The 23,031-nt window shown below is 59.6% G+C and carries 15 protein-coding genes and 1 tRNA gene; 9 read left to right on the top strand and 7 right to left on the bottom strand.

Annotated elements, in window-relative coordinates:
- The 4 genes from clpX to P0N66_RS01395 form a co-directional block, all read right to left on the bottom strand.
- On the bottom strand, positions 1–1,260 hold the full coding sequence (clpX, locus tag P0N66_RS01410) for an ATP-dependent Clp protease ATP-binding subunit ClpX (protein WP_275802165.1): 1,260 nt from the start codon (positions 1,258–1,260) through the stop codon (positions 1–3).
- 2 nt (positions 1,261–1,262) lie between these two features.
- Positions 1,263–1,865 (bottom strand): ATP-dependent Clp endopeptidase proteolytic subunit ClpP, encoded by a 603-nt coding sequence (gene clpP, locus P0N66_RS01405; protein ID WP_275802164.1) that lies wholly within the window; start codon positions 1,863–1,865, stop codon positions 1,263–1,265.
- A complete protein-coding gene (gene tig / locus P0N66_RS01400; protein ID WP_275802163.1) occupies positions 1,865–3,205 on the bottom strand; it encodes a trigger factor in 1,341 nt (446 codons plus the stop codon). Before tig ends, clpP begins: the two co-directional genes overlap by 1 nt.
- Before the next feature lie 69 nt (positions 3,206–3,274).
- Positions 3,275–3,357: transfer RNA gene (locus P0N66_RS01395), tRNA-Leu, on the bottom strand.
- Positions 3,358–3,789: 432 nt separating this feature from the next.
- On the opposite strand from P0N66_RS01395, the gene P0N66_RS01390 reads away from it, so the two are divergent.
- The 9 genes from P0N66_RS01390 to recO all read left to right on the top strand — a co-directional run bounded on the left by P0N66_RS01390 (position 3,790) and on the right by recO (position 18,041).
- Entirely contained in the window at positions 3,790–4,872 is a 1,083-nt protein-coding gene (locus P0N66_RS01390; protein WP_275802162.1) for a uroporphyrinogen decarboxylase/cobalamine-independent methonine synthase family protein, read from the top strand.
- A 285-nt stretch (positions 4,873–5,157) separates the two neighbouring features.
- Complete coding sequence (lysS, locus tag P0N66_RS01385; RefSeq protein WP_275802161.1) at positions 5,158–6,636, top strand: lysine--tRNA ligase; 1,479 nt, start codon at positions 5,158–5,160, stop codon at positions 6,634–6,636.
- A 23-nt stretch (positions 6,637–6,659) separates the two neighbouring features.
- The gene (locus P0N66_RS01380) at positions 6,660–7,889 is read left to right on the top strand and encodes a lipoprotein-releasing ABC transporter permease subunit (RefSeq protein ID WP_275802160.1); all 1,230 of its coding nucleotides are present in this window, start codon (positions 6,660–6,662) and stop codon (positions 7,887–7,889) included.
- A gap of 149 nt (positions 7,890–8,038) precedes the next feature.
- On the top strand, positions 8,039–8,797 hold the full coding sequence (locus tag P0N66_RS01375) for an ABC transporter ATP-binding protein (protein WP_275802159.1): 759 nt from the start codon (positions 8,039–8,041) through the stop codon (positions 8,795–8,797).
- 296 nt (positions 8,798–9,093) lie between these two features.
- Positions 9,094–11,682 (top strand): outer membrane protein assembly factor BamA, encoded by a 2,589-nt coding sequence (bamA, locus tag P0N66_RS01370; protein WP_275802158.1) that lies wholly within the window; start codon positions 9,094–9,096, stop codon positions 11,680–11,682.
- Between the two features lie 6 nt (positions 11,683–11,688).
- Positions 11,689–15,219 carry a transcription-repair coupling factor gene (gene mfd, locus P0N66_RS01365; protein WP_275802157.1) on the top strand — a complete coding sequence of 1,177 codons (3,531 nt, stop codon included), beginning with the start codon at positions 11,689–11,691 and terminating at the stop codon, positions 15,217–15,219.
- A 34-nt stretch (positions 15,220–15,253) separates the two neighbouring features.
- Positions 15,254–16,246: a peptidylprolyl isomerase gene (locus tag P0N66_RS01360; protein WP_275802156.1), complete on the top strand. Its 993-nt coding sequence runs from the start codon at positions 15,254–15,256 to the stop codon at positions 16,244–16,246.
- Positions 16,236–17,165 carry a helix-turn-helix domain-containing protein gene (locus P0N66_RS01355; RefSeq protein WP_275802155.1) on the top strand — a complete coding sequence of 310 codons (930 nt, stop codon included), beginning with the start codon at positions 16,236–16,238 and terminating at the stop codon, positions 17,163–17,165. Before P0N66_RS01360 ends, P0N66_RS01355 begins: the two co-directional genes overlap by 11 nt.
- A 63-nt stretch (positions 17,166–17,228) precedes the next feature.
- Positions 17,229–18,041: a DNA repair protein RecO gene (gene recO, locus P0N66_RS01350; RefSeq protein WP_275802154.1), complete on the top strand. Its 813-nt coding sequence runs from the start codon at positions 17,229–17,231 to the stop codon at positions 18,039–18,041.
- Between the two features lie 33 nt (positions 18,042–18,074).
- Here recO and P0N66_RS01345 read toward each other — a convergent pair whose 3' ends face one another.
- The 3 genes from P0N66_RS01345 to P0N66_RS01335 form a co-directional block, all read right to left on the bottom strand.
- A complete protein-coding gene (locus P0N66_RS01345) occupies positions 18,075–18,647 on the bottom strand; it encodes a flavodoxin family protein (RefSeq protein WP_275802153.1) in 573 nt (190 codons plus the stop codon).
- Positions 18,648–18,782: 135 nt separating this feature from the next.
- Positions 18,783–21,311 (bottom strand): glycogen/starch/alpha-glucan phosphorylase, encoded by a 2,529-nt coding sequence (locus tag P0N66_RS01340; protein WP_275802152.1) that lies wholly within the window; start codon positions 21,309–21,311, stop codon positions 18,783–18,785.
- A 181-nt stretch (positions 21,312–21,492) separates the two neighbouring features.
- Positions 21,493–23,031 carry a CCA tRNA nucleotidyltransferase gene (locus P0N66_RS01335; protein ID WP_275802151.1) on the bottom strand — a complete coding sequence of 513 codons (1,539 nt, stop codon included), beginning with the start codon at positions 23,029–23,031 and terminating at the stop codon, positions 21,493–21,495.

Below are 23,031 nucleotides of genomic sequence, written 5' to 3'. Positions count from 1 at the left end.
TTAAGCGCTTTTCTTTTCTTCTTGGTCGTAGAGTACCACCGGATAATCGCGATTGGTGATCACCTGTTCGCTGATCACACACTCCCGGACATTTTCCCGGGAGGGCAGGTCATACATGATATCCAGCATGGCCGATTCCATCACCGACCGCAGCCCCCGTGCCCCGGCCTTGCGCTGGATGGCCTCGCGGGCGATGGCCGCCAGCGCCCCCTCGGTGAAACGCAGGCGAATATTGTCGAAGGCAAAAAGCTTTTCGTACTGGCGGGTCAGGGCGTTCTTGGGTTCACGCAGGATCCTGATCAGATCACCCTCCTCCAGTTCATCCATGGTGGCGGTTACCGGCAGCCGGCCCACCAGTTCCGGAATCAGGCCGTAACGCAGAAAATCCTCCGAGGCCACCTGGGCTAAAATCTCGCCGGTTTTCTTTCTGCTTTTACCCACCACCTTGGCTCCGAACCCCAACGACTTGGCCCCCACCCGCTGACTGATCACCTGATCCAGGCCGACAAAAGCCCCGCCGCAGATAAACAGGATATTGGAGGTGTCAAGCTTGATATACTCCTGCTGGGGGTGCTTGCGACCACCTTTGGGCGGGATACTGGCCACGGTGCCTTCGATGATCTTGAGCAGGGCCTGCTGCACCCCCTCCCCGGAAACATCGCGGGTCAGCGAGGCGCTGTCGGATTTGCGGGCGATCTTGTCAATTTCGTCGATATAGACAATGCCCCGGCTGGCCCGGGCCACGTCGTTATCGGCAGCCTGCAGCAGGCTGACCAGGATATTCTCCACATCTTCACCCACATAGCCGGCTTCGGTGAGGGTGGTGGCGTCGGCAATGGTAAAAGGCACATTAAGGATCCGGGCCAGGGTCTGGGCCAGCAGGGTCTTGCCGCTGCCGGTGGGGCCGACCAGCAGGATGTTGCTCTTCTGCAACTCCACATCCTGGTAATCCCCTTCCAGAGCTCCCTCCACCCGCTTGTAATGGTTGTGCACCGCCACCGCCAGAGTTCGCTTGGCCCGTAACTGGCCAACCACATACTCATCCAGCAGTTCTTTGATCTCAGTGGGCTTGAGCAACGGCACCCGGGCTTCACCACCCTCATCCTGCCGCAACTCTTCGTTGACGATCTCGTTGCAGAGATCGATGCACTCATTGCAGATATAGACGGTGGGACCGGCGATCAGCTTGCGCACCTCGCTCTGGGGTTTACCGCAGAATGAGCAGGAGATCTCCGTTTCGTTGTCCTTTTTCCTGGCCATATTCAGCCTTCCTCGCTGGTTTTGGTCCTTTCGTACAAGACCTTGTCGATGATCCCGTAGGTCTTGGACTCTTCGGCGCTCATAAAATAATCACGCTCGGTGTCCTTCTGGATTTTTTTCAGGGTCTGACCGGTATGGGACGCCAGGATCCGGTTCAGATCCTGGCGCATCCGCAGGATCTCCCTGGCATGGATATCGATATCAGACGCCTGCCCCTGATAACCGCCCATGGGCTGATGGATCAGGATCCGGGAGTTAGGCAGGGCGTAGCGTTTGCCTTCGGTGCCGGCGGCCAGCAGCACCGCTCCCATGCTGGCCGCCTGCCCCAAACACAAGGTGGCTACATCACACTTAATATAACGCATGGTGTCGTAAATGGCCAGGCCGGCGGTCACCACCCCGCCGGGAGAGTTTATATAAAAAGTAATGTCCTTGTCCGGGTCATCGGCCTCCAGAAAAAGCATCTGGGCGATGATCACGTTGGCCACTTCATCGTTGACACCGGTACCCAAAAAAATGATCCGCTCTTTCAGCAGGCGGGAATAAATATCATAAGAGCGCTCCCCTCTGGGGGTTTGCTCAATAACAAACGGTATCAGGCTCATTATGCCTCCTTTTCAGCGTTGGCAGCGGTTTCGGAGGCGGCCTCCGCACTTTCAGCCGGCACCGTTTTGATGCTGGCCTGCTCCACCAGGAAATCGAGAATCTTTTCGGTCAGCAATTCGTGGATAAAAGGCATCAGCTCGTTACGGCTGTGAAAATACTTTTTAACTTCATCCATCGGCATATTGTACTGATCGGCGATGCGCTGAAAACCCTTACTGATATCCTCATCGGCCACCTTGATTTCTTCCACCTCGGCGATTTTCTTCAGGATAAAATCGCCCCGGACCCGCTTTTCGGCCCCTTCCTTATATTTCTCGATCAGCGAATCGCGATTGACCCCCGCTTCTTCCAGGCTCAGCCCGCGATTCTGCAGATTGCTCTCCAGCTCTTTGATCATGGCATCGACTTCGTGGGCCACCAACCGGGGGGGCACCTCAAAATCGTGATTTTCCAGAATCACCTTCATCACCCGGTCCACCAGATCACCTCTCCGGGCGGCTTCCATATCCTGTCGGCGTTTTTCCCGAATCTTGTCCCGCAACTCGTCCAGGGTGGCCAGATTGGCATCAATGTCTTTGGCGAACTCATCATCAAGCTCAGGAAGCACCCGTTCCTTGACATCTTTGACTTTGACGGCAAACTCGATGGATTTGCCGGCCAGCAGCATATTCGGGAAGTTAGCCGGGAAATCCACCGTAAATTTTGACTCCTCGCCAGCCTTGAGCCCTTTTAACTGCTCCTCGAACTCCGGACCGATCTGGCCGCTGCCCACATCAACGGTAAAATCGTGACCGCCGACGTGTTTCATCTCCTCACCCTGGTCAAAGGCGGTAAAGTCGATCACCGCCAGGTCACCATCGACAATCGCCCGGTCGTCAACCGACCTCAGCGGCGCCGACTCCCGACGAAGTTTTTCCAGTTCGGCATCAACATCCTGGTCGCTGACCAGCAGTTCGGGCTGCTCCACCGCAACCTCTTTGTACTCACCCAGGGTAAAGTCGGGGCGAACATCAATCTCGGCCTGATAGAAAAAAGTGCCGTCCTCCTCGAAACGATGCTCCCGCACCTCGGGATGAACCACGGCATCAAGCCCGGCCTTTTCCAGGGCGTCGAAATAACTCTCCTGCACCAGGCGATCGGCAACGTCGTACTCCACCCTGGGGCCGTAATTTTTCTCCAGTACCTTGCGCGGCACCTTACCCTTGCGAAAACCCTTGAGATTAACCTCACCCTTGAGTTTATCGTAGGCGGCATTCAATTCTCCAGCCACCATCTCCTGGGGCAGGATAACGTCCAGTCTCCGGGTGAGCGTACTTACTTCTTCCACGCGAACCTGCATTTTGCCTTCCTTATAAAGTTGGTATAGTTAATAAGATCAGTATGCTAAAACCGACATCCACGGCCTTGCTGGTGCGAGAGGGGGGAGTCGAACCCCCACGGTTGCCCGCTGGATCCTAAGTCCAGTGCGTCTACCAGTTCCGCCACCCTCGCTGCATCAAAACCATATGCATCAAACTTTTTTTTACCACCCCGTCCACCGGGCCCGGGAATGAAAAAAACCACGTAAGAGTACTCAACTTTTAAGTGAGCGTCAAGGATGATGGGCATGCAGCAGCACCGCATCCAAGTCGCATGACCCAACCCCATGCCCAGGGCAACGGCTTTGGCAAAAGCCCTGCCGCCCCTCGCCTTCACCTTGAATTCCATTGACTTTTCATCATAATACTGCTAGCTAACCAGCAGTCAGTATACTTGTCGACCGCGCCCAAAACGCGCTGACGACCTGGCACGCGCTGCAGCTCTTTGCTTTTGCGTTGCCGCTCAACCCTGGTTGAACGGGTTTTGGCGAAGCTATCGGTAACCTGAGCGACGGCATCGTTTTTGACCTGCTCCAACTCAAACTTACAGGCAAGCGGATTTATCATGAGCAACCCCTCTCAGTTTAAACCCGCCGGCAGCGCCACCCTGATCGGCAGCCTGCCGGTAAAAGATTACGATCAGGCTTTAGAACTGATCCTCAACCATACCCCGGAAATCCCCCTTTGGCCTCAGCTGCCCGGCAGCCCCACCGAGGGCATGCTGCAGCAGTTCACCGTCGGCTTCCCCGGTTTTTGCGAAGAGGAGGGACGCGCCTTTTTTCGTACCAGCGACCCCGATTTCGCCGATCAGCAGCTGGCCTTTTTTGAAGCGTACCTGGCCGCCGCCGAAGACCTGGCCGGGCTGGAGAATTCCCCGTTTGTCAGCAGTGAAGACCGGGTGCCCGGGCTCTACCGGTTCCGCCAGCGCCTGCAGGAGAACCCGCCGGCCGGCCTGCGGGCGGTGAAAGGACAAATAACCGGGCCCTTCACCCTGCTTACCGGCCTCAAAGATGAGCAGCAGCGGGACGCCTGGTTTGACCCCACCATCAACGAAATCGTAATCAAGGGCCTGGCCCTGCGGGCGGCCTGGCAGGTGCGGTTCCTGGCCGCCGCCGAAAAACCGGTACTGCTTTTCCTGGACGAACCGGCCCTGGCCGGACTGGGCTCCTCGGCCTATATCAGCGTTTCCCTTGAGGCCATCGGTCAGAGCCTGGACGAGGTGCTGACCTCGATCCGGGAGGCTGGCGGCCTGGCCGGAATCCATGTTTGCGCCAACACCGACTGGGATTTCCTGCTTGACCGCCAACTCGACGTGCTCAGTTTTGACGCCTACGGTTTTTTTGACCGGCTGGCCGGCAACAAAAAAGGTCTTTACCGTTTCCTGGAACGCGGCGGAATCCTGGCCTGGGGGCTGGTTCCCACCGGAGAGCCCAAGGCGATCATGGCGGAAACTGCCGAAGCTTTGGCCCAGCGTTGGGAACAACAGGCCGAACAGATTGTCAATGAAGACTGGGATCGGGCCAAAATCCTGCAGCAAACCCTGATCACCCCCAGCTGCGGTACCGGCTCGTTAACCATCGAGGAGGCCATGCGGGTTCTGGAACTGACCCGCGACCTCTCGGCCATTCTACGCCAACGATATCTTTAAAAAAAGAAGACCTCGCCGGGCCCCGCACGATGGCCGCCGCCCGCATGCGTTTACCGCCGTTCTTCAGCCCGGACGTTTATGCGATCCCACCGAGGCCCGGCCAGCCATTAACGAATAATCATTGTGACTGTTCAGCAGCACCCCATCTTGCGGCGATCAGGTCGGCTTGAGTACCTGGACTTGGCTTACCGCAACCTGGGGAACGGCTGTCCAGTTACGTGCCAGAATGAGCTTGATAGTTACTAATTATTTACCAGTACCAGCAAATAGAGGATCCGCCACCCCATGGATGAAAGCAATCAGATTATCGCCCAACGCCGGCAGAAGGCGAAGGAACTGGACGACCTGGGCGTCAACCTTTATGCCAACGATTTCAAGCCCGGTCATCGTATCGGCGACTTGCTGCCGGCCGACAACGACTCCGAAGCACCTCTCCACGCCGGCATCATGGCGGTAGCCGGCCGGGTCATGGCCCTGCGCAAATTCGGCAAAGCCGCCTTTTTGCACATCCAGGATGAAAGCGGTCGCATTCAGGTGCATATCAAGCGCGATGAAGTTGGCGATGAGGCCTACGCGATATTTAAGAAAATCGATATCGGCGATATCGCCGCTTTCACCGGTCCGCTGTTTCGCACCAAAACCGGTGAGGTAACCATTCAGGCCCTGTCGCTGCGGCTGTTGACCAAATCGCTACGACCGCTGCCGGAAAAATTTCATGGTCTGACCGATATCGAAACCCGCTACCGCCAGCGCTACGTGGACCTGATGGTCAATCCCGAGGTCCGCGACACCTTTCGCAAACGGGTGGAAATAATCCGGCTGATCCGCGATTTTTTAAGCAACCGGGGCTTTCTGGAAGTTGAAACCCCGATGATGCAGGCCATTGCTGGCGGGGCTACGGCCAAACCGTTCAAGACCCACCATAATGCCCTGGGGTTGGACCTTTACCTGCGCATCGCCCCGGAGTTGTATCTCAAGCGCCTGCTGGTGGGCGGCCTGGAAAGGGTTTTCGAGATTAACCGTAATTTCCGCAACGAAGGGCTGTCAACCCGCCACAACCCCGAATTCACCATGCTGGAATTTTACCAGGCCTATGCCACTTATGACGAGCTGATGGAACTCACCGAAGAGATGATCTCCTGGGTGGCGATGGAGGTTTGCGGCTCCATGCAGATCAGTTATCAAGGGCAAGCGGTGGACCTGGCCCCACCCTGGCGGCGTTACACCATGGACGAGGCCCTGCAGCAGATCGGCGGGTTGAGCCCGGAGACACTCACCGATTTTAACGCCCTGAAAGCACTGGCCGATCGCCACGGCATCGCCCTGCAGCCCCAGGCCGGCATCGGCAAGGTTAAAACCGAGTTGTTCGAGTGTTTAGTAGAAGAAAAACTCATCGACCCCACCTTCATCACCGCCTACCCCACTGAGGTCTCGCCATTGGCCCGTAAAAACGAGGAAAACCATGAAATTACGGACCGTTTTGAGCTGTTTATCACCGGCCGGGAGATAGCCAACGCCTTCAGCGAACTCAACGACCCCGATGACCAGCGCCGGCGGCTGATGAAACAGATTGAAGAGCGGGGTGAGGATGAAGAGATTTTTCCGGTTCTGGACGAAGACTACCTCCGGGCCCTGGAATACGGCATGCCACCGGCCGCCGGCGAAGGAATCGGGATTGACCGGCTGGCCATGCTGCTCACCGACTCCCCATCGATCCGCGATGTCATCCTGTTCCCCCACCTGCGGCCAGAAAAACAATCGTAAACCAAGGAAGCAACAGCCAGCCAATGAATTTTGCATGGTTTGTCAGCCGGCGCTATCTCCAGGCCAAGCGCCGGAAAGGCTTCATTTCCCTGATCTCGCTGATCTCGGTGGCCGGCGTCATGGTAGGGGTAGCGGCCCTGATCGTGGTCCTGGCGGTGATGACCGGATTTACCGCCGAGTTCCGCGACAAGATCCTGGGAATCAACTCCCATATCATCGTCCAGCAGCCCGGCTACGAAATCGACAACTACCACGAGCAGGCCCGGCGAATTGCCGCGATTCCCGGCGTGACCGGGGTTACCCCCTATATTTACGGGCAGGCCATGATCACCGGCGGGGAGGGGGGCACCGGCGCCATTGTCCGGGGTATTGACCCGGATACCGTTAACCAGGTACTGCAACTTGAGGATTACCTTGAGGCCGGCGAACTGTCCGGCCTGGCTCCCACAAGCAACGGGCGCGAAGCGCCGGGGGCGATTCTCGGCAAAGATCTGGCGAGAAATCTGGGGGTGGGGCTTAATGACCGGATCAAGCTGATCTCCGCCTCCGGCCCACTTACCCCCATGGGAGTGATTCCGCAGATCAAAACCTTCCGGGTGGCAGGTCTCTTTGCTTCCGGTATGTACGAATACGACTCTTCCCTGGTATATCTCAGCCTGGCCTCGGCCCGGGATTTTATGGATCTCGGCGACCGGGTCCACGGCCTGGAAGTACGGGTGCAGGACATTAACCGGGCCGACCGGATCGCCATGGCCATCAACGAGGAGTTGGGACCGGCCTATAACGCCCGGGACTGGATGAATATGAACCGCCAGATCTTCTCTGCTCTGGCCCTGGAAAAAGCTGCCCTGTCGGTGATCATGACCCTGGTGGTGATGGTGGCGGCTTTTAACATCGTCAGCACCCTGATCATGGTGGTCATGGAAAAAACCAGGGATATCGCCATACTCAAGGCCATGGGCGCCACCGACCGCAGCATCATGCGCATTTTTATGTATGAAGGCCTGGTGATCGGCGCGCTGGGCACCGGCCTGGGAGTAACGGTGGGGTTGGGGCTGTGTGAAATTCTCAGCCGTTACCGCTTCATCGACTTGCCGGACGTCTACCCGATTTCCACCCTGCCGGTGCAGGTGCTGCCCCAGGATGTGACCCTGATCTCGCTGGCAGCGGTGCTGATCACCTTCTTGGCCACCATATATCCATCCTGGCGCGCGGCCAAGGTCGACCCGGCGGTGGCCCTGCGTTACGAGTAAAATTGGGGTAATCGTTCAGCAGCACCCCATCTTCGGGCGATCAGCCGGGCTTACGTACACGGGGTACGCGGCGCCCGGCTGCTTGCCCGAACCTGCGGCACTGCTGAACGATTGCCACCGGAGAAGACGGAAGATGGATGAAACCTAACATGACGGATACTGAACTCCAGGGCCAGTCGGCGGCCAGCGGTTACCGAGGGCCGCTGGTGGAACTACGCCAAGTCAGCAAGAGTTTTCCCGACCCCAAACCGCTTACTATTCTGCGGGGGGTGGACCTGGCCATCGGGGCCGGCGAAACCGTGGCCGTGGTGGGTAGTTCCGGCAGCGGCAAAACCACCCTGCTTCACTTGCTCGGGGCCCTGGACCGGCCTTCGGCGGGGCAGGTGCTTTACCGGGGCGAGGATCTGTTCAGCCGCCCGGCCGACCGGCTGGCGCAGTTCCGCAACCGCCAGATCGGCTTTATCTTCCAATTTCACCACCTGTTGCCGGAATTTTCCGCCCGGGAAAATATCATGCTGCCGGGTTTCATCGCCGGCCGGGAAAAGCCGGAGGTGGAGCAGCGCGCCGCCGAGTTGCTGGCCCAGATCGGCCTGACGGACCGGGCCGAGCACCGGGTGGGAGAGCTTTCGGGCGGCGAACAGCAACGGGTGGCCATCGCCCGCGCCCTGATCATGGAACCAGACCTGCTGCTGGCCGACGAACCTACGGGCAACCTGGACCCGCAAACCGGCGAGGCGATTTTCGAACTGCTGTGCCGGCTCAACACTTCACTGGGACTGGCCATGGTCATGGTTACCCACAACTACCAGCTGGCCGCCCGGCTGGACCGGGTGCTGCGCCTCGGCGACGGCACCCTGCGGGAAATTGCCCCGGACCAACTGGCGCAACTGGCCAGTATTGCCCCTTGACACCGATGCCCGGGGCTGCTAATCAACGCTGATTTTATGCACCGGCTTTGGCCGGCGGTAATCCTTACCTTATGCCAATTCCAACTTTTCAGGTACACATGAAACTACAACCCGTTTTCAGGGTTTTATCCTTGCCCATCGACAAATTTGACGCCGGCTTTTTGGGCCGCCCGCTGACCGCAGCCGGGCCGGGGTTACGCCTACTGCTCCTGGCCTTGCTTGGCTGGGCTCTGCTCACGGGTACTGCAACGGCCACGCCGCCCCCAGCAACCACGGCGTTTTTGCCATTCCAGGCTATGGGCACAACCGCCCCGTCGGAACTGCAGCGCCAAACCGACCAAATGCTGGCGGAACTGGCCGGCGAACAAGGTTTTCTGCTGCTGGCGCGGGAACAACTGCCGGCGGAGCTGGCCGCTCCCGGCGCCTGGCCCCCGGCGATCGATGAGCTGGCGGCACTGAGCCTGCCCCCCGGGGTCCGCTACCTGGTTGCCGGCAGCCTGAGCGCTTTCGGCCAACAAATCAGCGTCGACGCCCAGGTGTTCGACCTCGAAAGTCAGGATCCACCCCGCCATTTCACCGGGCCGTCCAGCTACCGGGATCAATTAGCCGCAGCACTTACCGAACTGGGGGGCCAGATCATGGCCTTCACCGAACCGGCCTCGAGAATCAGCGCCATTCACATCGAAGGTAACCGGAACACCGGCTCCGGCGCCATTCTGCGCCGGGTTTCCAGCCGGGCCGGAGAGCCGCTCAATCAGGAGCAGTTGCGGGAGGATCTGCGCGCCATATTTGCCATGGGTTTTTTTGATGATGTCCGGATTGTCGCCGAAGAAACCGCGACCGGAACCAGGCTTACCTTTGTGGTGCAGGAAAAACCGGTGATCGACCAGGTGATCATCAACGGCAACGACCGGCTCCGAGACCGGGAAATCCGGGAAAACATCACCGTGGTACCAAACACCATCGTCAACACCAGCCTGATCCAGGAAGCGGCGGAGAGCATTCGCCAACTGTACAAGGAAAAAGGCTACCACAACTCCCAGGTTAGCCCCGAGATTGACGAAGTCGATGATAACCGGGTTGATGTCCGGTTTGAGATAGAGGAGGGTGATCGGGTTTATATCCGCCGGGTCAACTTCACCGGCAACGACAGTTTTCGCCCGCGCCCTCTGCGTAAGGTGATGAACACCAAAAAACGTGGGCTGTTCTCATGGCTGACCGGTTCGGGCCGCCTGCAGCCGGATATGCTGGAACAGGACCGGGCTCGAATCGCCGCCTTTTACCATAATCAAGGCTTCATCGATGCCCGGGTGGGAGAGCCCGAGGTGGAGCAGGTCGGCAAGCGCTTTATCATCAACTTCCATATCGAGGAAGGAGAACGCTACCGGGTGGGTGAGGTCAAGCTAAGCGGGGAGTTTATCACCGCGCAAGAGGAACTGCAGCAACTGCTGCAACTGCCCCGGCAGGAATATTTCAGCCGCGATGTCCTGCGGGCCGATCTCACCCGCCTAAGCGACCGTTACGCCGAGGAAGGCTACGCCTTTGCCGACGTCGAGCCCATCGTCAGCCGCGACGACGACCGGCGGCAGATGGACATCACCATCAACCTGCAAAAAAACACCCTGGTCCACATCAACCGCATCGTTATCCGCGGCAACACCCGCACCCGGGACAACGTCATCCGCCGTGAGATGCAGGTGCGGGAAGGCGATATCATGGACACCGGGGCCATCCGCCGCAGCATGGAACGACTGCAGCGGCTCGACTTTTTCGAGGAAGTCAACATCCAGCCCGAACCGGCGTTGATGCGCGACGACCTGATGGATATCGAGATCGAGGTCAAGGAAAAACCCACCGGCACCTTCAGTATCGGGGCCGGCTACAGTTCCATGGATCAGTTGATGTTCATGGGCCAGATCAGCCAGGAAAACTTCCGGGGCAAAGGACAGCGCCTGGCCCTGCAGGCCGACATCAGCTCCAAGGCAACCCATTATAACCTCAGTTTCACTGATCCCCGGCTTTACGACACCCGGCTGCTGTTCGGCATCGACCTCTACAACTGGCGCCGGGAGTACATCGATTACACCAAGGAATCCACCGGCGGCGCAGTGCGCTTTGGTTACCCGATATGGGAACACTGGCGGGCCTACTGGGGTTACGGCCATGAGTCCAACAAACTCACCGACGTCCGAGACACCGCCTCCAGCTGGATCATCGACTCCATGGACTTGAAACGCAACCGCTACGTGCGCCTGGGGTTCAACCGCGACACCCGGGACAACCGGCTGGACCCCACCCGGGGCTCTTTCCACGACATCGGCCTGAAGCATGCCGGCGGCTGGCTGGGCGGCGACACCGCCTTTACCAGGGTGGAGGCCTCCAGCACCAAGTTCTTCCCCTGGGAAGGCATCCCCCTGCTGCGGGAAAGCCGCAATAACTGGCTCAACGACACTACCTTCCGGCTTAAGGGTGCCGCCGGCTATATCAAGGAAAACGAAACCGACCGGCTGCCGATTTATGAAAAATTCTTCCTCGGCGGCCTGCGCACCATGCGCGGCTTTGAAACCGCCACCATCAGCCCCCGGGATCCCGACCCGGACAACGACGACCGGATCGGCGGCGAGATGATGTGGTACATGAACTCGGAATGGATATTCCCCATTGTCCGCGACATCAATTTGAAAGGGCTGATTTTCTACGATGTCGGCAATGTCTACACCAAATACCAGGGCTGGGATGTCCACGACCTCAAGTCCAGTGTCGGTTTCGGCTTCCGCTGGCTCTCCCCTCTGGGGCCGCTGCGCTTGGAATGGGGCTACAATCTTGATCCCGAGCCCGATGAACGCCGCAACGTCTGGGATTTCAGCATCGGCGGCGTCTTTTAAAGTGGCATGAACCAGATTCGCGATGCAGTTGAGCGCAACTCAACCCCCATTGAGGTTTTCGGGCTGCGGGGCGGGGCGGCAGCCTGGTTGACCGGCCGGATCAGTGAGCTGAACCGGCCGCTGCTCTGCCTTTGCCCCGATGAAGAAGAAAGCCAGCGGCTGGCCGGCGATCTCGAGCTGTTCAGTGACCGGCCGGTGATCCATTTTCCGGAACTGGAGGTTCCCCCTTACGCCCCCTTGCAACCCGACCCGGCGGTCACCGCCGCCCGGATGGCGGCCCTCTACCAGGTGCTAAGCGCCGAAAAACCCTTTATCCTGATCGCCTCAGGCCCGTCTCTGCTCCCAAAAACCATCCCGGCGGCAAAACTGGGCCATTTGGCCGAACTGTTGCTCAGCGGTGAGGAAACCGACTCCCGCCAGCTGCTGGAACGGCTGGCCGCCGGCGGCTACGAGGCGGTGGCCCAGGTCCGGGAAGTTGGCGAGTACAGCGTGCGCGGCGGCATCATCGACATTTTTCCGCCAGGGCGGGAGTTCCCCCTGCGGCTGGATTTTTTCGGTGACACGGTTGAATCCCTCCGCTATTTCGACCCCGCCACCCAGCGCTCGCTGGGCCAGGTCGAAGAGGCCGTTTTACTTCCCGCCGGCGAGATCTTTTATCCGCCGGCGGACTCACCGGCCCATCGCGCCATGTTGCAGCGATTCCGGCAACAGACGGAGGAACTGCAATGGCACCAGGCGGAAAGCCGGCGCCTTGAAGATTGCCTGCAAAGCCGGCGCCCTTTTGCCGGCAGTGTTTTTTTTCTGCCGCTGTTTCAACCCGAAGCTGTTTCCCCCATAAGCTGTCTACCCGCCGACAGTGTGGTTCTGTGCCTGGATTACCCCCGCCTGCGCCAGGGCCTGGAGTTGCAGGAAGCCAGGATCGAGGCCAATTACCAAGAACTGCTGACCGCCACCAAGCCGGCTTTAGCACCGACGGAACTCTTTTTGCGGTCAGCCGATCTGCTGGCACAGATCAAGACCTTTCCCGGAGCCAGATTTTACCCCCTGCCCCCGGCGGAGGCCGACCAACAGCAAAGTTTTACCGTGACAGCCGGCAACCATGTCCTGCTCAAGCAGGAACTTGACCTGCAGCGCCGTGCCGAAGGCTTGCTGGCCCCGCTGGTCCGCCGAATCCGACAGTGGCAGGAACAGGGAGAAGCGGTCCGCCTGGCCTGCCGTTCGGAGCGCCATGCCCGGCAGATGGCTGAAATGCTCTCCACCCACGGGCTGGAATGCCGGCTTATCGCCCCGCCTTGCAACGAATCGACCCTGAACGAACCAGGACTGTTGCTCACCCCCGTCCCGCTGAGCGGCGGTTTCGATCTGCCCAGTGAAAAACTGCACTGGTTGTCGGAGGCGGAGCTGTTCGGCGAACAGCGGCTGGGGAGCCGCCGCCGGGAACGGTCGGCAACCGCCAAAACAGGAGATTTCGATGAGCTCAACCCCGGCGACCTGGTGGTCCATCGCCGACACGGGATCGGGATTTATAAGGGACTGCAGCCCATCGAGCTCAACGGGATCACCAACGATTATCTGACCATTCACTATCGCGGGGATGACAAACTCTTCATCCCGGTTGACCAGATCAACAGTGTCGGCAAATACAAGGGAATCGCTGAGCAGCAGCCGACCCTGGACAAGCTGGGAGACAAAACCTGGCTTAATACCCGCAACCGGATTAAAAAAGCGGTCTGGCAGGTGGCCCAGGATCTGCTCAAACTTTACGCCAAACGCCAACTGGCCCCGGGCACCAGCTTTTCCACCCCCGGAGAACTCTATCACGAGCTGGAAGAATCTTTCCCCTATGACGAAACCCCCGGCCAGCTCAAGGCCATCGACGAGGTGCTCACCGACCTGCAGGCCGACAAACCCATGGATCGGCTGGTCTGTGGCGACGTCGGTTACGGCAAAACTGAAGTGGCGGTGCGGGCCGCCTTCAAGGTGGTGGAGGACGGCGCCCAGGTGGCCATCCTGGTACCCACCACGGTACTGGCCGAACAGCACGCCGCCACCTTCCGGGAGCGGCTGGCTGGTTTTCCCCTGCGGGTGGAGAGCCTCAACCGCTTCCGCACCCCCGCCGAACAGAAGAAGATCGTGGCCGAGCTGGCCAGCGGCGGCATCGACATCATCATCGGCACCCATCGGCTGCTCTCCGCCGATGTCAAATTCCGCAAGCTGGGGCTGCTGATCATCGACGAAGAGCACCGCTTCGGGGTCAGCCACAAGGAAAAACTTAAAAAACTGCGCAGCGGGGTGGATGTTCTCACCCTCACCGCCACCCCGATTCCCCGCACCCTGCAGCTTTCCCTGCTGGGAGTGCGGGATCTTTCGGTGATCAGCTCACCCCCCAACCTGCGGCGCACGGTGAAAACCTTCGTCGCCCGCCATGATGATCTGGTGATTAAAGAGGCCATTCACCGGGAGATGGGCCGTGACGGCCAGGTTTTCATGGTTCACAACCGGGTCAGCAGTATCCACGAGGTGGCGGCCAAGGTCCAGAAACTGGCACCCGAGGCCCGGGTGGCGGTGGCCCATGGCCAGATGCCGGGCAAGCAGCTGGAAGAAATCATGGTCCGCTTTGTCCGCCGGGAGATCAACGTCCTGGTCTGCACTACGATCATTGAGTCCGGCCTGGATATCCCCAGCGCCAACACCATCATTATCACCCGGGCCGACCGCCTGGGGCTGGCGGAAATTTACCAGTTGCGAGGGCGGGTGGGACGCAGCAGCCAGCAGGCCTACGCCTATCTGCTGGTGCCGGCTCTGGACGATCTGGCCGGCGAGGCCCGACGGCGACTGCAGGCCCTGATGGACTACAATGAGCTGGGAGGCGGCTTTAAGCTGGCCCTAAGTGATCTGCAGATCCGGGGCGGCGGCAATATCCTGGGAGAGTCACAAAGCGGCAATATTGCCGCCGTGGGCTATGATCTCTACCTCGACCTGCTGCAAAAAACGGTCCTGGAACTGAAACAGAAGGCCGTCCGTGGCCCGGCGGAAGGCGCCGACACCACCTTGAGTGAAGAGGAACTGGCCGCCGACGAGATTGACCCGGAAATCAAACTGCAGGTTCCGGCCCTGCTGCCCGCCGATTACATCAGAGATGTCAACCAGCGTTACCTGGCCTACCGCAAAATCACCAGCGCCGGCGACGACGAGGCCCTGACCGATCTAAAGGACGAGTTTGCCGATCGCTTCGGCCCACTGCCCCGGGAGGCGGAAAACCTGTTTGACGTCATCGCTCTGAAAAACCGGCTGGCCACTCTGGGGATCAATAAAATTGAGCAGGGCCCGGCGGCCTTGGTTCTTAGCTTTGCCCCGGCCACCCCGGTACCGCCGGAGCGGATTTTGGCCTTGGTCAATAAAGGCCCCAAAGGCACGCGCTTCACCCCCCAGGGCCGGCTGGTCAGCCCACTGCCGGCCAAGCCCAGCACCGCCATGCTCTTCAGTGAAATCAAAAAGTTGTTGCACCCACTCCAGGGGAATGATATCTCTCATTAGAGTTTTTTCTTAAAATCAAGTAGATTGGAACGATATGTACAAAAGCTTTAAACAACACTGGTTGCCCCTTGGGGGACTGTTTACGATCCTGAGTTTGTTCCTGCTCCCGGTTGCCGCCGCGACGATGGTCATCGATCGGGTGGTGGCCGAAGTGAATGGCGAGATCATCACCCTTTCCGAACTGGAAGAGGAAATGGCCGCCATCGGCGAGGATCACCTGCGCGAAGTGCCGGCCAGGGAACGCCCCCAAGCCCGCCAGGAAGTACGCAATCAGATTCTTTCCGGCATGATCGACCAAATCCTGGTAGAACAGCAAGCCAACCGTCGGGGCATTTTCGTCGGTGACCGTGAGGTAGAAGCGGCCATGACCCAGATCATGGAGGACAACCGGCTCAGCAAAGAGGAGCTTGTTCGGGAACTGGCAAAGGGCGGCACCACCCTGGAGCAATATCGGCAGACGCTGCGCGCCCAGATTTTGCAGTCGCGATTGCTGAACATAGAAGTTCGGGAGCGGATCGTGATCCCGGAAAGTCGTATGCGCAGCTATTATGAAGAGCATTATGCCGATGGCGGCCAAACGCAAGGCTACCACCTGCTGCAGATGGGGTTCACCTGGAACAGCGGCGATGACCAGGCCCGTGAAACCGCCAGGCAGCGAGCCATTGAGGCCAGAGAACAGGTACTGGCCGGGAGCAGTTTCCGGCAACTTGCCCGGGAGCTTTCCGATCTGCCCTCGGCCACCGCCGGCGGCGACCTGGGAGTCTTTGAACAAGATGAAATGACCGGGGAGTTACAGCAACCCATTCTAGCGCTGACCCCGGGTGAGTTGACCCCGATCATGGAAATCGGCGGTGCCTACCAGTTTTTCAAGCTGCTTGCCGGAGGAGGCGTTGCCCGCCCTTACGCGGACATGCGGGAAGAAATCCGGGAAACACTTTATCAGCAGGCCCTGGAAAAACGTTTTGACCAATGGGTTCACAGCCTGCGCGAAGATGCCTATATCAGGGTGATGCTCAATGAGTTCTGAACAAACCAGGCGGCACACCGCCAAGGAGCCCTCCCCCGCGCCGGATGAAGGTCTGCCGCTGGGGGAAAAACTGCGCCGCGCCCGCACCGAAAAAGGGGTCTCTCTGGAGGAAGCGGCGGAGGCAACCCGCATCCACACCAGCACCCTCAGGGCACTGGAGGAGAACGACCAGACAGCCTTGCCGGCCAGCACTTTCACCCGGGGATTTGTACGTATTTACGCCAATTACCTGGGACTGGACCAGGAAACGGCACTGCGCCAGCACATCAAGGAGCTGGGCCTGCCGGACGCCGCCACCACCGAGAAGATAAATATCAACGAAATCCTGGCTGGAGAAAGTATGGCGGAGCCCTTACGGGCCTTCACCGGCAGTCGCCTGGCCCTGGTGCTGGTCGCCCTGGTTCTGGTATTGGCCGTCTACTGGGGTTATACCAGCTACCTCCGGCCCATGGCGCCACCGGCGTCTTTCCCCCCGGACAATGTCTTTCAGCAGACACAACCGGAAGCCCCGCCACCAGCGGCGACGGCCACCGCCCCGGAACCGTTACCCGCCCCGCCGGCGCCGAAAGCTTTCCCCGAGCTGCAAGCAGAGTTCACACCGGATCCCGCCGCAACGGATGACCAGCCGGCGCCGGAAGCCGCCAGCGCCCCCTCCTTGGACTCCCTGGAAGCCTTGAACAATGAGGCTTCCCATATCCTTGAGGCTCGTTTCACCGAGGACACCTGGGTGCGGATACAAATCGACCATGGCCCTTCCCGGCAGCTTTTTTTTCAGCCCGGCGACAACCGCACCTGGCGGGCGGCCGAACAGGTGGAGTTGCGGATCGGCAACGCCGGCGGCGTCGAACTGTCATACAACGGTGAACCTTTACCGCCGCTGGGCCGAAGCGGGCAGGTCACCGATCTTAGTTTTCCGTAAAAATTCAACGGGTTGTCGGGTCTTACGAAGGGTTGCGGATGCCCCGATGACCAGGTTTCTTCCATGACCCTGCAACACACAAAGGCCGTGATCCTGGCGGCGAGTAGTCATGGCGAAGCTGACAAAATCGTCACCTTCTACGGCCGGGAAACCGGCAAGCGCAAGGGCATTGCCAAAGGCGCCCAGCGCAGCCGGATCCGGTTTGTCAACAAGCTGGAGCTCTTCTCTTTGCTGGAGTTGAGCTACGAAGAGAGCCGCACCGGCAGCCTGGTGCGCATCGACCAGGCCGAACTGCTCCAACCCTTTGCCGCCATCCGCAGCGATTATCACAAATACACCGCCGCCTGCCTGCTCGGCGAATTGCTGCTGGCATGGCTGGAAGAAGCCGCCCCCGATCCGCCGCTTTTCTCCCTGTTGCTCTGGTCGCTGCAGGCCATTGCCAACGACGGCGCCCAGCAGATGGGCGCTAAGCTCAACGGCCAGCAAAACACCCTGAGCACCATGGCGACGGTGGTTTTTTTCGAATTGAAGCTGCTGGATCTGCTGGGTTACCGCCCAGCTCTGGACAGCTGCCAGCTTTGCCGCCGCCCCGCGCCGGCCGGTTACCCTTACCACTTCAGCCTGGCGGCCGGCGGCCTGCTCTGCCCGACCTGCAACCGGCCCAGCGAAAGCCGCCTTAGCCTGATTCCACTCTCCCTGGCCACCGCGAAAATTCTCGCCAAGGCCCAGGACACGGCCAACGATAAACTCTCCCGGCTGCGGCTGCCGGCCACCAGCGGCCGGGAGGCCATGAACTTTCTGCACCATTACAGCCGCCATCTGCTGCAGCGCGATATCCACTCCCGCTCCTGCCTGCAGAACCTGCTGGCGATTTAGTAACTGTTCACCAGGGCCAACAAAGATGTTGATTTAACGGATCTTGTCCATCAGCCAGGCCATGTTCCGGCCCAGATCGGTCATGGTCTTCATTCCCTCGGGGTCATTTTTTACTTCGCCGGGATCCTTGCCAATACCCATGTTCCAGTAAGAAGAACCCACCACAATCATCTGACCGATAAGAAAAAAGGCATTCAGGGAACTGAACACATGGTAGGCACCGCCCCGGCGCACCGCTACCACACCGGCTCCGGCCTTGCGCTTGAAAATATCGTTGTTGGCCCGGGACACCATCCCGCAGCGTTCAATCAGTGCCTTCATAGAGGCTGAAACATCGGCGAAGTAAGTGGGAGAGCCCAAAATGATGCCGTCGGCGGCTTCCATTTTGGCAATACAGTCGTTGATGATATCATTGTCCACCGCGCAGCGGCGGTCTTTTTTCTTGAAACACTGATAACAGGCGATACAACCTGAAATCGGCTGCCCGGCCAGTTCCACCATTTCAGTTTCAACCCCGGCCGTCTGCAGCTCCGCCAGAGCCGCGTTGAGCATGGTTGCCGTATTGCCGCCCTTGCGGGCACTGCCGCTGAATGCCACTACTTTCATGTTTTTCTCCCTGCTGGTTGGTTAATCTTGCTGGCCTTGAATCGTAAGCAATTACCTAAAATCTTGTTCGCGGCGCCCCAAAAAGCTGCCCGCCGAAGGAGTACGCCCTGCCGGGCACGATTCTGCTGTTGCCGGTCAACGTGTTGAGCTGACTTTGGCATGATCAAGCTGCAGGCCCCAGATATCTTTGGCATACTCACGAATGGTCCGGTCGGTGGAGAACTTACCCATCCGGGCTACATTAAAGATCGATTTCTCCGCCCACGTGGCCCCATTGTGGTAGGCTCGTCCCACCTCTTCCTGGCAGCGCAGGTAATCCGGCAAATCCAGCAAGGTCAGGTAGGGATCATCCGGGCTCAACAGGCTTTCCACCAAGGGGCGGAAGATGGCGGAATCCCCCCGGCTGAAGAAACCGGCAGCCAGGGCATCCACCGCTGCCCGGATTTCTTCATGCTCCCGGTAAACCAGCTCCGGCGACCGGGACGGATCCCGACGGGCCGCCTCGACCTCATCGGCGGTCATGCCAAAAATAAACATGTTTTCCTGGCCGATCTCCTCGCACATTTCAATATTAGCCCCATCCATAGTGCCGATGGTCAGCGCCCCGTTGACCGCGAACTTCATATTGCCGGTGCCCGATGCCTCGGTGCCGGCGGTGGATATCTGCTCGGAAAGATCGGCGGCGGGAATAATTTTTTCCGCCAGCGACACGCCGTAGTTGGGCATAAAAATCACTTTGAGACGGTCGTTGACCCGCGGATCACGGTTAACCGTCTCGGCCACCGAATTGATCAGCTTGATAATCAATTTGGCCCGTTCATAAGAAGGGGCCGCCTTGCCGGCAAAAATCACCACCCGGGGCGGGGCCTCCATCGACCGCCTTCCCGCCAGTCGGTGATAATGGACGATCACATGCAGCACGTTGAGCAACTGCCGCTTGTATTCATGAATCCTTTTCACGTGTACATCAAAGAGAGCCGCCGGATCCACCAAAACTCCGCAGCGCTGCTCCACCAGAGCCGCCAGCCGCCGTTTGTTGTCGTGCTTTACCGCCAGCCAGCGCTGCCTAAACTCCTCCTCGGCGGCCAGGGGTTCCAGGTCGCGCAACCGGTAAAGATCGGTGACCCAGTCGCCACCGATCTTTTCGGTGATCAGGGAGGCCAGGCCGGGGTTGCTTTTCAGCAGCCAACGGCGCTGGGTAATACCGTTGGTCTTGTTGTTGAACCGTTGGGGGTAAAGGTCGTAAAAATCTTTGAAAATTCTGGTTTTCTGCAGGTGGGTATGCAGTTCGGCCACTCCATTGGTGGAATGACTGCCGATGATCGCCAAGTGCGCCATTCGCACCTTGGGTTCATCCTCTTCAGCAATCAGCGACATGCGGCGCAGACGGTCCTGGTCGCCGGGAAAACGAGCCTCCACTTCGGCCAGAAAGCGGCGGTTGATTTCGTAGACGATTTCCAGATGACGAGGCAAAATCCGCCCGAACAGGTCCACCGACCAAGTTTCCAGGGCCTCGGGCAACAGGGTATGATTGGTGTAACCGAAGGTCCCGACGCCGATCTCCCAGGCTTCTTCCCACCCCAGTCCTTCTTCATCCAGCAGCAGCCGCATCAGTTCAGGAATGGCGATGGCCGGATGAGTGTCGTTGAGCTGGACCGCCACTTCTTCAGTGAAGCTCTTGAAATCAGTGTGCTTTTTACGATAACGCCGAAGAATGTCCTGGAAGGTGGCGGCCACAAAGAAGTACTGCTGCTTGAAGCGCAGCTCCTGTCCTTCCCGAATGTCATCGGAAGGATAAAGGACTTTGGAAATATTTTCCGAATCAACCACCTCCCGCACCGCCTGCACATAGTCTCCCCGATGAAAGGAAACCAGGTCCATATCGCGAGGTGCCTTGGCACTCCATAGCCGCATGTTGATCACCGAGTCGTTGTTGAAGCCCGGCACCAGCACATCATGGGCCATGGCCATGACCTCGTCAGCATCCACCCACTCGTAGCGGAGCCGCCCCTGTTGATCCTGGTAACTGTATACCCGACCGCCAAACTTCACCGGGTAGAGGTTCCACGGACGCTCAAACTCCCAGGGAGAGCCGTATCGAAGCCAGTTGTCCGGGGTTTCCATTTGAAAACCGTCCAGCAGACGCTGGTAAAAAAGGCCGTACTCATAGCGGATGCCATAACCATAGGCGGGAATGCCCAGCGTTGCCATGGAGTCCAGAAAACAGGCGGCCAGGCGGCCCAGGCCACCATTGCCCAGGGCCGCGTCTTCTTCTTCCTCCCTGACCTCTGCCAGACTGTAGCCCATTGCTTTAATGGTCTCCGACACCCGATCCAACAGCCCGAGGTTAACCAGACTGTTGCCCAGGGAGCGGCCGACCAGAAACTCCAAGGAGAGGTAGTACACCCGCTTGCGGTTACGGGCGTAGAATTCTTTCTGGGTTTTGATCCAGCGCTCAATAAGGAAGTCGCGCACGGTGTAGGACAGGGCTTTATAGAGTTCCCGGTTGCCGGCCCGCTGCGGGTCCCGCCCGAGAAAGCTCAACAGATGATGACTGATGGTTTCCGCCAATTTCTCGTTGCTCAGATGACCGCCGAAGCTGCAATATGGCCCCGCCGGGGCGGCGGCGGAGCGCAGCAGGTTGTTGCTTTCCGTGCTCGGCATTTTTATCTCCTTAAAAGACTGCGGCGGCGGTGGCCGTACTGTAAACACAGACCCGTGGCCCGGCTGTACGCCGGTAACTGACGCCGCCGGTTACCCTGACCCTGGTCAATGATTACCAATCGTTTGCCAGCGTAACTTGTTGTCACCGGGCGGGTCAATTTTTTTGTTAACATTTCGCCGGTTATTGCCTCTGGTTCGGGGTTGCTCGGGTGGCAAGAAAATTGCGCACCCAGGCCAGGGCCTCCCCCCGGGTGACCACCGCCCCATCCACCCGAGCCTGTTCCAGGCCATCAAGGATTTCCTTGAAACATGGCCCGGGCGTCAAGCCCAACTCCTCACGCAAATCATGACCATTGAGCAGCGGCGGTCGGCGCAGCACCGGCGCCAGGTGTTCCTCGGCCACCCGCATCACTTCGGCATGCAGGGCCGCCAGTTCCGCTTCCATGGCCGGCGGCTTGCCCGGCCCCCGGCCGGCCAGACTGTCGGCCATGGCCAAAAGGAATAGGGCCGGCAGGTCATCTCCCATAGCCCGCACCAGGCGCAGACAGGCCCGGGGTTTAATTCCGGTTCGGCGGCGGGCGTTGTTGAGGTGAAAAGGCCACATGTGATGCCGCACCAGCAACTGCAGCAGGTTGCGGCGCGACCGGCTGAACCGCAGGCGGCGAGCCAGCCGGTCGCAAAGTTCGGCCCCAACCCGATCATGATGGTAGAAAGTAAGCCTGCCACCCCGGCGGCTCCCGGTGGCGGGCTTGCCCACATCATGAAGCAGGGCCGCCCAGCGCAAGGCGAGTTCACGGTGGGAATGCCCGGGATCGTCGCAGTAAGCGACCAAATGGTAATGGGAGTCGGGGAAAAATCGGGCCGGAGCGGCCAGCACCGCCATCAATTGCGCCAGGGTTTCCAGCGAGTGCCCGGCCACATCAAGATGATGGCTGTCCGGCTGGGCCAGCCCGCAACCGGCGGCCAATTCCGGCAGCACCCGCGAAAGCAGCCCGGATGCCGCCATGGCCGTAAGGGCCCGGACGCCGGCGGGGGCCGCCATAATCTCGTCCAATTCGGCCCGAATACGTTCAACGGCCACGGTGTCGATCCCGGCCGCGCAACTCCCGAGCAAGCCCTCCGTTTCAGGTTCGAGGTCAAAACCCAAAACGGCCTGAAAGCGATAGGCACGCAGCAGCCGCAACGGGTCGGCCCGGAAAGCTTCCGGACCGGTAACCCGGATCAGCCCGGTCGCCAGATCAACCCGGCCGTTGCAGGGGTCCAGCAGACGGCCGGAGGGGGCGTTCCCTGGGGAGGCGCCCATGGTCAACGTCAGCGCCTCACCGGCCGGATTGAGCCACCAGGCCATGGCGTTGATGGTAAAATCACGACGGGCCAGGTCTTCTTCGATGCTCCCGGCACCTTCGCGAAAGGCGGCAAAGTCCAGTTCCCGGCCCCGCCAAACCACCCGGGCCACATCGTGTTGCCGGTCCAGCACCACCAGGGTGCCGCCCAGTTCAAAGGACAGCTCCCGGGCAAAGGCCACCGCTCCGGCCGGCAGGGTAAAGTCCAGATCCCGGCTCAACCCGAAATCCTCTTCCGGGGACCGAGAACCGCCACCCAGCCGGTCGCGCACCGCTCCCCCGGCCAGGTAGAGCGGCGGTTGGCCCCGGCGGTGCAAAACCGCCTGCAGGGCGGACTCCAGGCGGCACTGATCGGAGTCACGGCCGGCTGGTGCCAT

Source organism: Desulfurivibrio dismutans, from assembly GCF_029210385.1.
In the GTDB taxonomy this organism is placed as follows: Bacteria; Desulfobacterota; Desulfobulbia; order Desulfobulbales; family Desulfurivibrionaceae; genus Desulfurivibrio; species Desulfurivibrio dismutans.
This window is presented reverse-complemented; position numbering and strand designations above follow the sequence as displayed.

Bases quoted from the DNA above. Each gene is read 5' to 3' on its own strand.
- clpX (WP_275802165.1), bottom strand. From the start codon at position 1,260: ATGGCCAGGAAAAAGGACAACGAAACGGAGATCTCCTGCTCATTCTGC.
- clpP (WP_275802164.1), bottom strand. From the start codon at position 1,865: ATGAGCCTGATACCGTTTGTTATTGAGCAAACCCCCAGAGGGGAGCGC.
- tig (WP_275802163.1), bottom strand. From the start codon at position 3,205: ATGCAGGTTCGCGTGGAAGAAGTAAGTACGCTCACCCGGAGACTGGAC.
- P0N66_RS01390 (WP_275802162.1), top strand. From the start codon at position 3,790: ATGAGCAACCCCTCTCAGTTTAAACCCGCCGGCAGCGCCACCCTGATC.
- lysS (WP_275802161.1), top strand. From the start codon at position 5,158: ATGGATGAAAGCAATCAGATTATCGCCCAACGCCGGCAGAAGGCGAAG.
- P0N66_RS01380 (WP_275802160.1), top strand. From the start codon at position 6,660: ATGAATTTTGCATGGTTTGTCAGCCGGCGCTATCTCCAGGCCAAGCGC.
- P0N66_RS01375 (WP_275802159.1), top strand. From the start codon at position 8,039: ATGACGGATACTGAACTCCAGGGCCAGTCGGCGGCCAGCGGTTACCGA.
- bamA (WP_275802158.1), top strand. From the start codon at position 9,094: ATGGGCACAACCGCCCCGTCGGAACTGCAGCGCCAAACCGACCAAATG.
- mfd (WP_275802157.1), top strand. From the start codon at position 11,689: ATGAACCAGATTCGCGATGCAGTTGAGCGCAACTCAACCCCCATTGAG.
- P0N66_RS01360 (WP_275802156.1), top strand. From the start codon at position 15,254: ATGTACAAAAGCTTTAAACAACACTGGTTGCCCCTTGGGGGACTGTTT.
- P0N66_RS01355 (WP_275802155.1), top strand. From the start codon at position 16,236: ATGAGTTCTGAACAAACCAGGCGGCACACCGCCAAGGAGCCCTCCCCC.
- recO (WP_275802154.1), top strand. From the start codon at position 17,229: ATGACCCTGCAACACACAAAGGCCGTGATCCTGGCGGCGAGTAGTCAT.
- P0N66_RS01345 (WP_275802153.1), bottom strand. From the start codon at position 18,647: ATGAAAGTAGTGGCATTCAGCGGCAGTGCCCGCAAGGGCGGCAATACG.
- P0N66_RS01340 (WP_275802152.1), bottom strand. From the start codon at position 21,311: ATGCCGAGCACGGAAAGCAACAACCTGCTGCGCTCCGCCGCCGCCCCG.
- P0N66_RS01335 (WP_275802151.1), bottom strand. From the start codon at position 23,031: ATGGCACCAGCCGGCCGTGACTCCGATCAGTGCCGCCTGGAGTCCGCC.